Genomic DNA, 16,346 nt, shown 5'->3' on the forward strand with positions numbered 1-16,346 from the left:
GCCGGCAGGCGGACTTTTCTTGCCGGCATTCATCTTCTCTATGTGGTGACGTAAATCCAAACGCCAACCACATGAATATATAATTCTGGTGCTTCAACCGTTGAGGAACACATCCCCCGCATCTATGGCCAGAGTTTCATTCCCGCGCCGCAGCAACAGGCGGCCGGTCGTATCAATTCCCGCAAAAACACCGGACAAAGATTGATCTTGCCGGATCACCCTGATCTCACGCTCCAGCCGGGCTGCCCGCGCCAGCCACGCATGCCGGATGGCGGAAAATCCCGTCCCCGCGTTCCAGACATCCAGCCAATGGCCGAATGAGCGCGAAAGCGCCGCCAGCATGGCTTCAGGCGGGATGGAAACGCCGCTGGCTTTAAGAATATTGGTTGCCTCATAAGGCAGTCCATCCGGATGTGACTGCAAATTGATGCCGAACCCCAGCGCGCACCCGTAATAACCTGATCTGATGGCGATAGTTTCGAGCAGCAGTCCCGAGAGTTTCGCGCCCCCGACAACCAGATCGTTCGGCCATTTGATCTGCACCCGCTCTTGCAGGCCAGAGGCCGCACGCACAGCATCGGCGAGCGCCACGCCCGCCACGAAGCCAAGCTCGGCCAGCTTTCCGGCAGGCGCAGGGTCAATAAGCAACAGGCTGGTGTAGAGATTGCCCCGCGGCGAATGCCAGACACGACCCAGCCTGCCGCGACCGCCGGTCTGTTCCCGGGCCATGATCCATAAATGACCCGGATCGCCGCCGCGCGCGCGCGCCAGCGCTTCATCATGCGTTGAACCAAGGCTCTCGAAAATCTCGAGCCGGTCTCTCGGATGAAGCGCCAGAAGATCAGTCAATACAGGCTCTAGAACAGGGATTGCGCAGCGGCGGCAGCGGCCGTCACCAGTGGCGAGGGATCGAGCCAGAAGGCAAGAACGAATATGCCCGCCAGCACCAGCACCCAATCCACCGCCCAGTGCGGCTTGTCAAAGGCGCCCTTCGACTCGTCAAAATACATCACCTTGACGATGCGCAGATAGTAAAACGCGCCAACGACAGACGAAAGCACGCCAACGACCGCCAGAAAATACAGATGCGCCTGAATCGCCGCCGCGAACACATAAAATTTGGCAAAGAAACCGGCGAGCGGCGGAATACCCGCCAGCGAAAACATCATCATTGCAAGGAAAAAGGCCATTTTTCCATTGGTCTTCGACAGACCGGCGAGATCGGCGATGGTTTCCACGCTCTGCCCGGCGCGGCGCATCTGCACGATAGCGGCGAAGGTCCCGAGCGTCATGGCAAGATAGATCGTCATGTAAATCACGACGCCCTGAATGCCATTGGCCGAACCGGCCACCAGACCGAGCAGTGCGAAGCCCATATGGCCGATTGAGGAATAAGCCATCAGCCGCTTGATATTGGTCTGGCCGATCGCGGCGAAGGCGCCAAGCAGCATCGAAAGCAGCGCAAGAAACCCGAAAATCTGCTGCCACTGCGCCAGAATGCCCGGAAAGGCCACGGAAATCACGCGCACCGTCATAGCCATTGCGGCCATTTTCGGCGCGGAGGCAAAAAACGCCGTCACGGGCGTGGGGGCGCCCTCGTAGACGTCCGGCGTCCACATATGGAACGGAACCGCCGAAATCTTGAAAGCGAAACCGGCAATCAGGAACACCAGGCCGAAGATGACGCCAATCGAGGCATGGCCATTGATGGCCTTGGCGATTCCGGCGAAATGCACTGTTCCGGCAAAACCATAGATCAGGGATGCGCCATAGAGCAGCATGCCGGAGGACAATGCGCCGAGAACGAAATATTTGAGACCCGCTTCAGTTGACTTGACATTATCGCGCTGAATGGCGGCGATGACATAAAGAGCCAGAGAAGACAATTCCAGCCCGAGATAGAGCGCTATCAGATCATTGGCTGATATCATCAGCATCATGCCGAGTGTCGAGAGCAACACCAGCACCGGATATTCGAATGTCGAGAATTTCTCGCGCTTGGCATAATCGAGTGAGAGCAGCAAAGTGACAATCGCGCCCACCAGCGACAAAATCTTCATGTAATGGCTGAAGCTGTCGCTGATGAAAGACCCGGAAAAATCAACGCCCGACTGACCCCTGCCCGTCCAGACAAGCACCAGAGCCGCGACGAGCACAAGTATTCCCAGTTGGGAAATGAGCCCGCTGATCCGCTCGCCTTTCCAGGCGCCAAGCAGAACCAGAATCAGTGCCCCCACGCCTGTGACCACTTCAGGCAGAATAGGAGCAAGAGCAAGAGTCGGCGAAACCATCATAGACCTCAGTGAACCGCCAGAGCAGCTGTTTTCATGGATTGGAGAGCCGTATCATAGCCCTCGATAAGGTGAGATACCGAAGCGGCACAGGCGTCCAGTATGGGCTGCGGATGCACCCCGTAATAAACCGTAAGCACAACCAGCGGTACAAACAGAACAATTTCCCGCCCGCTCAGATCACGCATCGTCATGAGGCTCGGCTTGTCGAGCACTCCGAAAATCACGCGGCGGTACAGATAAAGCGCATAGGCGGCCGAAAGAATGACACCCAGAGTCGCAAACAGGGCCACAGAACTGTTGGCTTTGTATGTGCCGATCAGCGTCAGGAATTCGCCGACAAAGCCCGAGGTACCCGGCAGGCCGACATTGGCCATGGTAAACACCATCATGACCACGGCATAGATCGGCATCCGCTTGACCAGACCGCCGTAAGCCGCGATCTCGCGCGTATGCAGGCGGTCATAGATCACACCCACGCAGAGGAACAAGGCGCCGGAAACGAGACCGTGGCTCACCATCTGGTAAACCGCGCCCTGCACGCCCTGAGCGTTCATCGCAAACAGGCCCATGGTCACGAACCCCATATGCGCAACCGAGGAATAAGCGATCAGCTTCTTGATATCCTCCTGCACCAGCGCCACCAGCGACGTGTAGACGATGGCCACAATGGAGAGCGTGAACACCAGCGGCGCGAAATAATGCGACGCATCGGGAAACATTGGCAGCGAGAAACGCAGGAAGCCATATCCGCCCATCTTCAGCAGAATACCGGCCAGAATGACGGAACCCGCCGTCGGCGCCTCGACGTGCGCGTCGGGCAGCCAGGTATGTACGGGCCACATCGGCATTTTGACTGCGAAAGAGGCGAAGAAAGCCAGCCACAGCCATTTCTGCATGCCCGCCGGAAACGCGGTTTTGAGCAGAACAACGATATCGGTTGTTCCGGCCGTCCAGTACATCGCCATGATGGCGAGCAGCATCAGCACGGAGCCGAGCAGCGTGTAGAGGAAGAATTTGAAGCTGGCGTAGATGCGGCGCTTGCCGCCCCATATGCCGATGATCAGGAACATCGGAATGAGCCCGGCTTCAAAGAACAGATAGAACAGCAGAAGATCAAGAGCCGTGAACACGCCGATCATCAGTGTTTCGAGCACCAGAAACGCAATCATGTAATCGCGAACCCGATAGGTGATCGATTCCCATGAGGCCAGAATGCAGAACGGCATGAGGAACGTGGTCAGCAGCACGAACGGCATCGACATGCCGTCCACGCCGAGCTTGTAAAGGATCTTGTCGGAAAACCAGTCCCGCTGCTCGACAAGCTGGAAGGCCGCGCTGGAGGTGTCAAACCGGCTCCAGGCCACGAGAGACAAAGCAAAGGTCACCAGAGTCGTCAGCAACGCCACCCAGCGGATATTGCGCAAGGTCGCTTCGTCCTCGCCACGCAGCAGCAGCAGGCAGGCCACCCCGAGAAGAGGCAGGAACGTCAGGCCGGAAAGAATGCCAAAGCCAAACATCAGTGAATGCCCCCAATCAGATACCAGGAAATCAGCGCCGCAACACCAATCATCATCGCGAACGCATAGTGATAGACATAGCCGGACTGCAGCACCACGACCCGGTTGGTCACATTGACCACACGCGCGGCAATGCCATCGGGGCCCATGCCGTCAATGATAACGCCGTCGCCGCCCTTCCAGAACAGCCGCCCGATCCACAGGGCAGGCCTGACGAAGATCACGTCGTAAATCTCGTCGAAATACCACTTGTTCAGCAGGAAACGGTAGAGAACCGGATTGGCTCTGGCCAGCGCATCGGCAGAGCCGGGACGCGCGATATACATGAAATAGGCCAGCAGGAAGCCGCCGATCATCATCAGCGTCGGCAGCAGGCTCACCAGCGCCGGCACATGTTCCATCTCCTCAAGAAGATGGTTGTCCTTGCCGACGAACAAGGCCTCCTGCCAGAATCCTTCATGCGCGCCGCCAAAGAACACGCTCTTGAAGGCGAAGCCCGCCAACACGGCGCCAAGTCCAAGCAAGGCCAACGGAACCAGCATCACCAGCGGTGATTCATGCGGCTCATGGTGACCATGCGAACCGTGGTCATGTTCATCATGGCCATGGCCGTGGTCGTCATGACCGTGCGCCGCATGCCCATGCGAAGCGGGCTGGCCGAAGAATGTCATGAACACCAGACGCCAGGAATAGAACGACGTCAGACCCGCGGCCAGAACGATCAGCAACCAGGCATAGACATGGCCGGGTGTCTGGGAGGCGAATGCGGCTTCGATAATCGCATCCTTGGAAACGAACCCGGCAAAGCCGAATGAGGTGAACGGAAGGCCGACACCGGTCAGCGCCAATGTGCCGATCGTCATCATCCAGAAGGTGAAGGGAATTTTTGTCCGCAGCCCGCCCATATTGCGCATGTCCTGCTCATGGTGCATTGCATGGATGACCGAACCGGCACCCAAGAACAACAGAGCCTTGAAGAAGGCATGGGTGAAGAGGTGGAAAATACCGAGCTGATAACCGCCCACGCCCAGCGCCACAAACATATAACCAAGCTGTGAACATGTCGAATAGGCGATAACGCGCTTGATGTCGTTCTGCACCAGACCAACGGTTGCTGCAAAAAAGGCCGTCGTTCCACCCACCACCGTGACAACAGTCAGGGCCGTCGGCGCCAGCTCAAACAGGGGTGAAAGGCGGGCCACCATGAACACGCCGGCTGTCACCATGGTCGCGGCATGAATGAGCGCCGAAACCGGTGTTGGGCCTTCCATGGCGTCCGGCAGCCAGGTATGCAGCAGGAACTGTGCCGACTTGCCGCACGCCCCCATGAACAAGAGCAGGCAGGTGAGCGTCAGGGCATCCCAGGAATGACCGAAAGCCATGATGGATTTGCCCGCCAGCGAACCGGCTGCGCCGAAGATTGTTTCGAAGCTCACGGAACCCGTCAGGGCGAAAATCAGAAAGATGCCCAGCGCAAAACCAAAATCGCCGACACGATTAACGACAAAAGCCTTCATTGCCGCGGCATTGGCCGACGGCTTCTCATACCAGAACCCGATAAGCAGATACGAGGCCAGACCGACGCCTTCCCAGCCGAAGAACATCTGAACCAAATTGTCCGAGGTCACCAGCATCAGCATGGCGAAGGTGAACAGCGACAGATAGGCAAAAAAGCGCTGGCGGCTGGGATCTTCATGCATATAGCCGATGGAATAGAGATGCACGAGCGCGGAAACACTGTTGACCACGACAAGCATGACAGCGGTCAGCGTGTCGATGCGCAGTGCCCAGTCGACCTGCAGCGTGCCGGAAGATAACCAGTTGGCAACCTCGACACGGGCCGTGGCGTGGTCATAGCCTACCTGCACGAAGGCCACCCATGACAATATGGCCGACAGAAACAGCAACGCGGTTGTGATCAGTTCAGCCGGGCGCGCGCCAAGCTGGCGGCCGAAGAGACCGGCAATCAGAAAGCCGACGAGCGGAGCAAAGACGATGATTTGATACATGGGTCGGCTTAGCCCTTCATCATATTGATATCTTCAACCGCGATGGAGCCGCGGTTGCGATAGTAAACCACCAGAATGGCGAGGCCGATGGCCGCCTCAGCCGCTGCGACAGTCAGGATGAACAGGGCGAACACCTGCCCTGTCAGATCTCCCAGAAAGCTCGAAAATGCCACCAGATTGATGTTCACCGACAGCAGGATCAGCTCAATCGACATAAGAATGACGATCACATTCTTCCGGTTGAGAAAAATTCCGGCAACGCCCAGCGTGAACAGAATAGCGGCAACGGTGAGATAATGGCCAAGACTTATCATGTTGATTTCCTCACACCCCTGCCCGTGACGGCACTTTCTTGACGTCCATGGCCGTTGCCTTGGTACGCGCAACCTGAGCGGAAATATCCTGACGCTTGACGCCCTCCTTGTGGCGGAGCGTAAGAACAATAGCGCCTATCATGGCAGTCAGAAGAATAAAGCCTGAAATTTCAAAGAAATAGACGTATTGCGTATAGAGCACGTTACCCAGCGCCATGGTGTTGGACACGCCTTCCGGCGTGGGCGCAGCCTTGGTGACGAGCTCGGACGGCGCCTGCAGCCATGTGCCGACAACAAATACCAGCTCAACCAGCACCGCAATGCCGATAAGTGCGCCGACCGGCAGATATTGCAGAAAACCCTGCTTCAGTTCGGCAAAATCAACGTCGAGCATCATCACAACGAACAGGAACAGCACCGCTACCGCGCCGACATAGACGATAACCAGAAGCATCGCCAGAAATTCAGCGCCAAGCAGCAGAAACAGACCGGCGGCATTCACAAAAGCCAGAATCAGGAACAAAACCGAGTGCACCGGATTTCGCGCCGAGATCACCATGAAGCCCGACGCCACCATGACAATCGAGAACAGATAAAAGAAGCCAGCCGCCACAGTCATAATCTTCATCCCCGCCCGCCGCATCGGCGGCGCATTCATGCCAATTCAAATCAACATCACCGATAAGGCGCATCCAGAGCAATGTTCCGGGCCAGTTCCCGTTCCCAGCGCGCGCCGTTCTCCAGCAGCCGCTCTTTGTCATAGAGCAGTTCTTCGCGGGTTTCGGTGGCAAACTCGAAATTCGGGCCTTCGACAATCGCCTCTACCGGGCAGGCTTCCTGACAGAAACCGCAATAGATGCATTTGACCATGTCAATGTCGTAGCGCGTGGTGCGGCGTGTGCCGTCATTGTTGCGCGGACCAGCCTCGATCGTAATGGCCTGTGCCGGGCAGATCGCCTCGCATAATTTGCAGGCAATGCAGCGCTCCTCGCCATTGGGGTACCGGCGCAGTGCGTGCTCGCCACGAAACCGGGGCGAAAGCTGGCCCTTCTCATGCGGATAATTCAGCGTTGCTTTAGGCTTGAAGAAATAGCGCATCGACAAAAAGAATGCCGATACGAACTCCGTCAGAAAAAGCGAACGGGCGGCTTGATCCAGTCTCATCCCTGCGCTCCAAAATATTGCAGCACTCCGGCCACGACAACAACGCCAACCAGCGAGATCGGCAAAAACACCTTCCAGCCCAGGCGCATCAGCTGATCATAGCGATAGCGCGGCACGAAGGCCTTGACCATGGCGAACATGAAGAAAACCAGCGAGGCCTTCAAAATGAACCAGATGACACCCGGAACCCAAGTGAATGGTGCAAACGGAATGGGCGAGAGCCAGCCGCCGAGGAACAATATGGTCGTCATGGCGCACATGGTGACGATGGCGACATATTCGCCCAGCATGAACAGCAGATAGGGCGTGGACGAATATTCCACCATGAAACCGGCAACCAGTTCGGATTCCGCTTCAGGCAGATCGAAGGGCGGACGGTTCGTCTCGGCCAGAGCCGAAATGAAGAAGATAACAAACATCGGCAGCAAGGGCAGCCAATACCAGCCAAACAGGCCAAGGCGCGTATCCTGCGCCTTCACGATATCCGAAAGGTTCAGCGAACCAGCGCAGAGCAGCACGGTAATGAGCACAAAGCCGATCGAGACTTCGTAGGACACCATCTGCGCCGCCGAACGCAGCGCGCCGAGGAACGGATATTTTGAATTCGAGGCCCAGCCGCCCATGATGATGCCGTAAACACCGAGCGACGAAATGGCAAAAATGTAAAGAATTCCGACGTTAAGATCGGCAACGGCCCAGCCCGAGGAGAGCGGAATCACGGCCCATGCGGACAGCGCCAGAACGGATGTCACCAGCGGCGCGATCAGAAACACGCCTTTGTTGGCACCCGATGGAATGATCGGTTCCTTGAACAGGAACTTAAACATATCGGCGAAGCTTTGCAGCAAACCCCACGGCCCTACGACATTCGGGCCACGGCGCAATTGCACGGCTGCCCAGATCTTGCGGTCGGCCAGAATCACATAGGCCACGAAAATCAGCAATCCGACCAGCAAGGCCAGAGCCTTGACGACGGTGAGGAGCAAACTCAAGAGCATGATCGTTGAAAACATCTTTTACTCCGCCGCCTGGGCCAGGGCATTCTGCGCCAGTGCCGAACATTCGGCCATGACCTTGGATGCGCGGGCGATCGGGTTTGTCAGATAAAAATCCTTGACCGGAGACCGGAAAGTGGCGGAGGCGAGCCCCGAGGCAGAACCAGCCAGCGCCAACAGTTCAGAGTGCGCCCCGGCAGCAATGCCGTCGATCTCGGCAAAATGCGGATAGACCGCATAAAGCGCCGCGCGCAATTGATCCAGCGAGTCGAACGGCAGCTTATGGCCGACCAGATCGGACAGTGCCCGCAGGATCGACCAGTCCTCGCGCGCATTTCCCGGCGGGAATGCTGCGCGGCTGGTCATCTGCACCCGGCCTTCCGTGTTGACGTAAGTCGCCGATTTCTCGGTATAGGCGGCGCCGGGCAGGATCACATCAGCCCGCTCCGCGCCAGCATCGCCATGCGTGCCGATATACACAACAAAGGCCCCTGCCGGAGCGGGTGTTTCATCCGCACCGAGCGAGATGATGACATCGCAGCCCGAAAGATCGTTGCGCTTCAGGCCCAGATCCAGCGCCCCGACAGCCGCAGCAGACGTGTGCAGCACATTGAAGCCGTTCCAGCCCTCTTTGACCACCCCGAGCGAGACAGCAGCCTTTGCAGCAACGGCCAGAACACCTTCGTGCTCAAGCGCGCCGATGCCGACAACCAGCATCGGGTTGGTCTTGTTGGCCGGGCCGTGTTCAACGAAATTGGCAAGGCTTTCCGTGCCCGCGCCGAGATAATTATAGGTATAGGTCAGATCGGCCTGCTCGCCGATCACACCGGTCAGAAGGTTGCCCTGCCGCCAGCGCTTGCGGATGCGCGCATTGAGAACCGGCGCTTCCTTGCGCGGATTGGTGCCGATCAGCATGATCGCATCGGCCTGATCAATACCGGCTATGGTCGAATTGAATATATAGGAGGCGCGGCCATGCGCGGGATCGAGGGTGCCGACGCCCTCGACGCTGATCGCCGACGAGCCAAGGCTGGTCAGCAACGCTTTCAGCGCGAACATTTCCTCGACACCAGCCAGTTGACCGATCATCGCGCCAAGCTTGCCGCCCCTGACCTTCGCGGCCACCGTCTGCAAGGCATCGGCCCAGGAGGCCGCAACCAGCTTGCCGTCACGGCGGATATAGGGCCGGTCAAGGCGCTGCACCTTGAGACCATCGATCACGTGACGGGTCTTGTCGGAAATCCATTCCTCGTTCACAGCCTCGTTCACGCGCGGCAGAATGCGCATGACTTCGCGTCCGCGCGTGTCGACGCGGATGGCGGAGCCCAGAGCATCCATCACATCGATCGACTCGGTCTTGGTCAGTTCCCATGAACGCATATTGAAGGCGGCGGGCTTCGACGTCAGCGCGCCCACGGGGCACAGGTCAACCAGATTGCCCTGAAGTTCCGAGGTCATGGCGCGTTCGAGATAGGTGGTGATCTCGACATCTTCGCCGCGGCCGGTGAGGCCAAGTTCAGTCACGCCGGCCACTTCCGTCGAGAAACGGACGCAGCGCGTGCACTGGATGCAGCGGTTCATCGAGGTTTTAACCAGAACGCCGATATATTTGTCCTCGACGGCACGCTTGTTCTCGGCGAAACGCGAATGATCCCCGCCGAAAGCCATGGCCTGATCCTGCAGATCGCACTCGCCGCCCTGATCGCAGATCGGGCAATCGAGCGGATGGTTGATCAGCAGGAATTCCATCACGCCTTCGCGCGCCTTTTTCACCATCGGCGATTTGGTGCTCACCACCGGCGGTTCGCCGTTCGGCCCGGGGCGCAAATCGCGCACCCCCATGGCGCAGGAGGCGGTCGGTTTCGGCGGGCCACCCTTCACCTCAACGAGACACATCCGGCAATTGCCGGCGATCGAGAGACGCTCGTGAAAGCAGAAGCGCGGGATCTCAGCTCCAGCGGCCTCGCAAGCCTGCAGCAGGGTGTAGTCCTGCGGCACGTCCACTTCGATATCATCAATGATGAGCTTGGTCATCCGTTGAACTTTCTTTCCTGAACTCGTCCTGATTCTATTCCGCGGCCACGCGCACCGGCTCGCTATGCGGGTTGGCCGCATATTGATCGATACGCTTTTCTATCTCAGGCCGGAAATGCGCAATAAGACCCTGAATAGGCCAGGCCGCCGCATCGCCCAGCGCGCAGATCGTGTGGCCTTCGATCTGCTTGGTGACATCGAGCAGCATGTCGATCTCGCGCTTTTGCGCGCGCCCTTCCGCCATGCGGGTCATCACGCGCCACATCCAGCCCGTGCCTTCGCGGCAGGGCGTGCACTGTCCGCAGCTCTCGTGCTTGTAGAAATAGGACAAACGCGCGATGGCACGCACGATATCGGTGCTCTTGTCCATGACAATCACCGCCGCCGTGCCAAGTCCGGAGCGGAGCTTGGACAGCGAGTCGAAATCCATCGGACAATCGATGATCTGCTCAGCCGGCACCATGCGCACCGAAGACCCGCCCGGGATGACCGCAAGCAAATTGTCCCAGCCGCCGCGAATGCCGCCGCAGTGCCTGTCAATGAGTTCGCGGAACGGGATGCTCATTTCCTCTTCCACGTTGCACGGCTTGTTCACATGGCCTGAAATGCAGAACAGCTTGGTTCCAGCATTATTTTTAGCGCCAAATCCGGAGAACCAGCTCGCGCCACGGCGCAAAATCGTCGGCGCAACAGCGATGGATTCGACATTGTTCACCGTCGTCGGGCAGCCATAAAGACCCATATTGGCCGGGAACGGCGGCTTGAGGCGCGGCTGGCCCTTCTTGCCCTCTAAACTTTCCAGCAGCGCGGTTTCCTCGCCGCAGATATAGGCGCCCGCACCGTGGTGCACGTAAATGTCAAACGGCCAGCCATGAATGTTGTTCTTGCCGACGAGCCCGGCCTCATAGGCCTGCTCGACCGCAGCTTCCAGCCTTTCGCGCTCATGGATATATTCGCCGCGCACATAGATGTAGCAGGCATGAGCCTCCATAGCGAATGAGGCAACCAGACAGCCCTCGATCAGCATGTGCGGATCGCTGCGCATGATCTCGCGGTCCTTGCAGGTGCCGGGCTCGGACTCGTCGGCATTGACGACAAGATAGCTCGGCCGGTTCGGATCGGCCTTGGGCATGAACGACCATTTCAAGCCGGTGGGAAAGCCCGCACCGCCCCGGCCGCGAAGACCGGAAGCCTTCATCTCGGACAGGATCCAATCCTTGCCCTTTTCAATCAGATCCTTGGTGCCATCCCAGATTCCGCGCGAGCGCGCTCCGGCCAGGCCCCAGTCGCCGTAGCCATAGAGATTTCTGAAAATGCGGTCCTTATCAGTCAGCATCTGCTTGTCCTTAAACCGTCTTGTCGGCCGCAAGCGGCCCCGCGGGATAGAGATCCGTTAAAGTGGTCAGCTTGCCAAATTCCGGTTCCGAGGTGACACGCCCCGTCTGCGAGCCTTTTTTCACCGGACGCCCGGCAGCCAGATCATCGAGGAGCGTGTTGAAACTTTCGGCACTCAGATCTTCGTAATAATCATTGTTGATCTGAACCATCGGGGCATTGCAGCAGGCACCCAGGCATTCGACCTCCAGCCAGGAGAACAGGCCATCTGCCGTCACCTTCTGCTGCTCGCCGATGCGTTTTTCGAGCACGGCCTTGATTTCATTGGAGCCGCGTAACATGCAGGGCGTGGTTCCGCACATCTGGATGAAATATTTGCCAACCGGCGCCAGATTGAACATCGTGTAGAAAGTGGCCACTTCCAGAACGCGGATGTAGGGCATGCCCAGCAGGTCGGCGACGCATTCAATTGCCGGCTTGCTCAGCCAGTAGTCATTCTGTTCCTGCGCCTTCCACAGCAATGGAATGACAGCTGAGGCCTGACGCCCTTCAGGATATTTCGCAATCTGTTTGTTTGCCCAGGCCAGATTCTCCGCAGTGAAGGCGAAGCTCTCGGGTTGCTGATCTGCAAGGCGACGAACGGTCATAATTACAGCCTTTAATTCAACTTGTCACAGGCGGGAAATGCCCCGGCGTGGCAGATATAAGCAGAAGCGCCCTTCTGCATCACCAGATACGCAACGCCCAGAGCATCCACAAATCCGGTTTTTACTTCAAAACCCTGCTGGAGCAATTGCGCCACGGGCGGAACCGACGATTTCATGTTCAGCTGGGCATTGCCGGCGGAACCGGAATCGGCCGCGAACGCCGGAGCGCCCGCCGCAAACCCAAGCCCCGCAAGGGCGATGCCCGTGCGCAATATCATCTGTCGACCTCGCCGAACACGATGTCGAGAGAGCCGAGAATGGCTGACACGTCCGCCAGCATATGCTTGCGGCACATGAAATCCATGGCCTGAAGATGGGCAAAGCCCGGCGCGCGGATCTTGCAGCGATAGGGCTTGTTGGTGCCATCCGAAACCAGATAGACGCCAAACTCACCCTTCGGTGCTTCGACGGCGGCGTAGACCTCGCCTTCCGGCACCTTGTAGCCTTCGGTATACAGCTTGAAGTGATGGATCAGCGCTTCCATCGAGCGCTTCATCTCACCGCGCTTGGGCGGCACCACCTTGCCTTCGACCGAAGAAACCGGCCCCGTGGCCTCGGTGCTGCGCAGACGCTCGCAACATTGCTTCATAATTCGGATGGACTGGCGCATTTCTTCCATGCGGATGCAATAACGGTCATAACAATCGCCGTTTCTGCCGACAGGAATGTCGAAATCCAGTTCCTCATAACATTCATAAGGCTGCGCCTTGCGCAGATCCCAGGCCGCGCCCGAACCACGCACCATCACGCCGGAGAAACCCCATTTCCAGCATTCTTCGAGACTGACAACGCCGATATCGACGTTGCGTTGTTTGAAGATGCGGTTTTCGGTAAGCAACCCTTCAAGATCGTCGCAGACTTTCAGAAACGGATCACAGAACGCATAAATGTCATCGACGAGTTGCGCCGAAATATCCTGATGGATGCCGCCCGGACGGACATAGGCCGAATGCATGCGCGCGCCAGAGGCACGCTCGTAGAAGATCATCAGCTTTTCGCGCTCTTCAAAGCCCCAGAGCGGCGGCGTCAGCGCACCAACGTCCATGGCCTGCGTCGTCACGTTGAGAATATGCGACAAGAGCCGTCCGATTTCCGAATAAAGCACCCGGATGAGCTGTCCACGCTTGGGCACCGTAATGCCCAGCAGCTTTTCCACCGCCAGCGCATAGGCATGTTCCTGATTCATCGGCGCGACATAATCGAGCCGGTCGAAATAGGGTACCGCCTGCAGATAAGTCTTGGCTTCGATCAGCTTCTCGGTGCCGCGATGCAGCAGCCCGATATGCGGATCGACGCGCTCGACAACCTCGCCGTCAAGCTCCAGCACCAGACGCAGAACGCCATGCGCCGCCGGATGCTGCGGGCCGAAATTGATCGAAAAATTGCGAATATTATGCTCGCCCATCAACTCGCCCCTCAAGCCTTGGCCTTTTCATCGCCCGGCAGAACATAATCGGGCCTGCCCTCCCACGGCGACAAAAAGTCAAAATTTCTGAATTCCTGCGTCAGCTTCACCGGCTCATAGACAACGCGCTTCTCGGCATCGTCATAGCGCACCTCGACATAACCGGTTGTCGGAAAATCCTTGCGCAGCGGGTGCCCATCAAAGCCGTAATCGGTGAGAATGCGGCGCAGATCAGGGTGACCGGAAAAGAGAATGCCGTAAAAGTCGAAAGCTTCGCGCTCAAACCAATTGGCGGCGGGAAAAACATTGATCACGGACGGCACGGGCGACACGTCGTCCGCCTGAACCTTGACCCGGATGCGCATGTTGTGACGCGGCGACAGCAGATGATAAACCACGTCAAAGCGCTTTTCGCGGTCCGGGTAATCCGCGCCGGCAAGATCGGTGAAATTGACAAACAGACAGTCGGGTGCGTCGCGCAGATAGGTCAGCACCTCGACGATCCGGCTGCCGTCGGCCTCCAGCGTCAATTCGCCGAAGGCCACCTTGACGCCGGTAACCGCGCCATTCAGCGCAGCGGCGATCTTATCCCCAAGCTCTTGCAACATATCGGCCTTCTTTAACGTTCAATCGTTCCGGTACGGCGGATCTTCTTTTGCAGCATCAATACGCCATACAACAGAGCTTCTGCCGTCGGCGGACAGCCCGGCACATAAATATCGACCGGAACAATTCGGTCGCAGCCGCGCACCACCGAATAGGAATAGTGATAATAACCGCCGCCATTGGCGCAGGAGCCCATGGAAATAACGTAGCGCGGCTCCGGCATCTGGTCATAGACCTTGCGCAGCGCCGGCGCCATCTTGTTCGTCAGCGTGCCTGCGACGATCATCACGTCCGACTGGCGCGGCGAGGCGCGCGGCGCGAAGCCAAAACGCTCGACGTCGTAACGCGGCATGGAAAGCTGCATCATTTCCACGGCACAGCAAGCCAGACCGAAGGTCATCCACATCAGCGAACCGGTGCGCGCCCACTGGATGAGATCATCGGTCGACGTGACAAGAAAACCCTTGTCGGCAAGCTGATCGTTGATCTGCCCAAAAAACGGGTCATTGGCGCCAACCGGCCTGCCGGCGGCATCCACAAGACCCTTCGGCGCCGCGGCGACCGCAGCATTGGTCGAATCAAGGACTAATCCCATTCGAGGGCACCCTTCTTCCATTCATAAATGAAACCGATGGTCAGAACGGCCAGAAAGCCGATCATGGACCAGAATCCCAGCGCTCCCACATGCCTGAAGGAGATAGCCCAGGGAAAAAGAAAAGCAACTTCCAGATCGAAAATGATGAACAGCAGCGAAACCAGATAAAATCTGATGTCGAACTTCATGCGCGCATCATCGAAGGCCTTGAATCCGCATTCATAAGCCGAGAGCTTTTCTGCATCGGGCGCCTTATAGGCGACCACGAAAGGCACCAGCAGCAGGGCCCCGCCGATCACAAGCGACAGCGCCATGAAAATCACCAGCGGCAGATAATCCGATATCAGGTTTGGCATGTGTCTTTTTCCATTCTGGTTCACACCACCATTTGCGACAGACGATTATCGCAGCGCACACCTTGAGGCAAGCCGAAATCCCGCCGCAGCACAACTGATTGGCGAGTTTTTTGCCCTGTACTTTTGCTTTACCCTTGGGCAGAAGCCCCTTTCGAACGTTGCGCAGCGTGAGCCAGAGTGCCCAGGGCCGCCTGTGCTTCCGGTTGGATAAGCCCTGCCGACATGATCAGCTTAAAGGCATCATCCGGCGTCATGGATATCTCAACCACGTCCTTTACCGGCAAAAATATATAAAATCCCGTCGTGGGATTGGGGGTACAGGGCAAAAACACCGAAATATAATCCTCGCCCTGCGGCAGGTGCTGTTTCACCGAACCTTCAGGCGCCGAGGAGATGAAGGCCAGCGACCACATGCCGCGCCCGGGATATTCAATAAGGCAGACGCGGCGAAACGAGGTGCCGTTTTTCGAGAACAAAGTCTCGAAAATCTGCTTCATGCTTTTGTAAATGCCGCGCACGACCGGCATGCCGTCGAGAATTTGCTCGCTGAGATTGACCAGCGTGATTCCCACGAGATTGGCCGTGAGAAACCCGAGCAGCGTCAGTGCAACGGCGGCGATGATGACGCCGAGGCCCGGCACATGGATTGGCAGATAGGTGTCCGGCCACAGGCTGGCGGGCACCAGCGGGCGCACCCAGTGATCAACCGTATCGATAAACCACCAGGTGATATAAAGCGTGACGGCCAAAGGCCCCACCAGCACCACGCCGGTAAGGAAATAATTGCTCAACCGCGACCCTGGGCCTTTATGGTGCGGGTGTTCCGGCTCTTCCGTCATTTGATTGCCCTGAATTGATCCAGCCCTCTCAATAGAATGCGCACACGCGCTCGGCAAGCCGATTTAGCGACAAGCAGATTTCTCCATACAGCAATGTACCAGTTCCATCTTGCAGACCCGTGACAGGCCAATCCACTGATCAGCGATTGAATTCCCGAAAGGACCGTTCCGTGCGA

Annotated in this window: 17 protein-coding genes; all 17 read right to left on the bottom strand. The window is 57.7% G+C overall.

Annotated features, from left to right (window positions below; genetic code table 11):
• Window positions 1-93: 93 nt before the first annotated feature.
• Complete coding sequence (locus AC0N03_RS06275) at window positions 94-849, bottom strand: biotin--[acetyl-CoA-carboxylase] ligase (protein WP_474287760.1); 756 nt, start codon at window positions 847-849, stop codon at window positions 94-96.
• Window positions 850-857: 8 nt separating this feature from the next.
• Complete coding sequence (gene nuoN / locus AC0N03_RS06280; RefSeq protein ID WP_474287761.1) at window positions 858-2,294, bottom strand: NADH-quinone oxidoreductase subunit NuoN; 1,437 nt, start codon at window positions 2,292-2,294, stop codon at window positions 858-860.
• A 5-nt stretch (window positions 2,295-2,299) separates the two neighbouring features.
• Entirely contained in the window at window positions 2,300-3,811 is a 1,512-nt protein-coding gene (locus tag AC0N03_RS06285; RefSeq protein WP_474287762.1) for an NADH-quinone oxidoreductase subunit M, read from the bottom strand.
• On the bottom strand, window positions 3,811-5,820 hold the full coding sequence (gene nuoL, locus AC0N03_RS06290; protein ID WP_474287763.1) for an NADH-quinone oxidoreductase subunit L: 2,010 nt from the start codon (window positions 5,818-5,820) through the stop codon (window positions 3,811-3,813). Before nuoL ends, AC0N03_RS06285 begins: the two co-directional genes overlap by 1 nt.
• A gap of 8 nt (window positions 5,821-5,828) precedes the next feature.
• Complete coding sequence (gene nuoK, locus AC0N03_RS06295; RefSeq protein ID WP_474287764.1) at window positions 5,829-6,134, bottom strand: NADH-quinone oxidoreductase subunit NuoK; 306 nt, start codon at window positions 6,132-6,134, stop codon at window positions 5,829-5,831.
• Window positions 6,135-6,144: 10 nt separating this feature from the next.
• Window positions 6,145-6,753 carry an NADH-quinone oxidoreductase subunit J gene (locus AC0N03_RS06300; RefSeq protein WP_474288105.1) on the bottom strand — a complete coding sequence of 203 codons (609 nt, stop codon included), beginning with the start codon at window positions 6,751-6,753 and terminating at the stop codon, window positions 6,145-6,147.
• 56 nt (window positions 6,754-6,809) lie between these two features.
• Complete coding sequence (gene nuoI / locus AC0N03_RS06305) at window positions 6,810-7,298, bottom strand: NADH-quinone oxidoreductase subunit NuoI (RefSeq protein ID WP_474287765.1); 489 nt, start codon at window positions 7,296-7,298, stop codon at window positions 6,810-6,812.
• A complete protein-coding gene (nuoH, locus tag AC0N03_RS06310) occupies window positions 7,295-8,311 on the bottom strand; it encodes an NADH-quinone oxidoreductase subunit NuoH (protein ID WP_474287766.1) in 1,017 nt (338 codons plus the stop codon). Before nuoH ends, nuoI begins: the two co-directional genes overlap by 4 nt.
• A 3-nt stretch (window positions 8,312-8,314) precedes the next feature.
• Window positions 8,315-10,327, bottom strand: coding sequence for an NADH-quinone oxidoreductase subunit NuoG (gene nuoG / locus AC0N03_RS06315; RefSeq protein WP_474287767.1), 2,013 nt, complete (start codon window positions 10,325-10,327; stop codon window positions 8,315-8,317).
• 34 nt (window positions 10,328-10,361) lie between these two features.
• Window positions 10,362-11,663, bottom strand: a complete 1,302-nt coding sequence (gene nuoF, locus AC0N03_RS06320) for an NADH-quinone oxidoreductase subunit NuoF (RefSeq protein WP_474287768.1) — start codon at window positions 11,661-11,663, stop codon at window positions 10,362-10,364.
• Window positions 11,664-11,673: 10 nt separating this feature from the next.
• Complete coding sequence (gene nuoE, locus AC0N03_RS06325; protein ID WP_474287769.1) at window positions 11,674-12,309, bottom strand: NADH-quinone oxidoreductase subunit NuoE; 636 nt, start codon at window positions 12,307-12,309, stop codon at window positions 11,674-11,676.
• A gap of 11 nt (window positions 12,310-12,320) precedes the next feature.
• Entirely contained in the window at window positions 12,321-12,587 is a 267-nt protein-coding gene (locus tag AC0N03_RS06330; RefSeq protein ID WP_474287770.1) for a hypothetical protein, read from the bottom strand.
• Window positions 12,584-13,774: an NADH-quinone oxidoreductase subunit D gene (locus AC0N03_RS06335; RefSeq protein ID WP_474287771.1), complete on the bottom strand. Its 1,191-nt coding sequence runs from the start codon at window positions 13,772-13,774 to the stop codon at window positions 12,584-12,586. Before AC0N03_RS06335 ends, AC0N03_RS06330 begins: the two co-directional genes overlap by 4 nt.
• An 11-nt stretch (window positions 13,775-13,785) precedes the next feature.
• Window positions 13,786-14,382, bottom strand: a complete 597-nt coding sequence (locus tag AC0N03_RS06340) for an NADH-quinone oxidoreductase subunit C (RefSeq protein ID WP_474287772.1) — start codon at window positions 14,380-14,382, stop codon at window positions 13,786-13,788.
• 11 nt (window positions 14,383-14,393) lie between these two features.
• On the bottom strand, window positions 14,394-14,975 hold the full coding sequence (locus tag AC0N03_RS06345; protein WP_474287773.1) for a NuoB/complex I 20 kDa subunit family protein: 582 nt from the start codon (window positions 14,973-14,975) through the stop codon (window positions 14,394-14,396).
• A complete protein-coding gene (locus AC0N03_RS06350) occupies window positions 14,966-15,331 on the bottom strand; it encodes an NADH-quinone oxidoreductase subunit A (protein ID WP_474287774.1) in 366 nt (121 codons plus the stop codon). The genes AC0N03_RS06345 and AC0N03_RS06350 overlap by 10 nt, the downstream gene beginning before the upstream one ends.
• 128 nt (window positions 15,332-15,459) lie before the next feature.
• Window positions 15,460-16,122 carry a DUF502 domain-containing protein gene (locus AC0N03_RS06355; protein ID WP_474287775.1) on the bottom strand — a complete coding sequence of 221 codons (663 nt, stop codon included), beginning with the start codon at window positions 16,120-16,122 and terminating at the stop codon, window positions 15,460-15,462.
• Between the last annotated feature and the right edge of the window lie 224 nt (window positions 16,123-16,346).

Source organism: Methylocystis sp. sgz306128 (assembly GCF_056032725.1).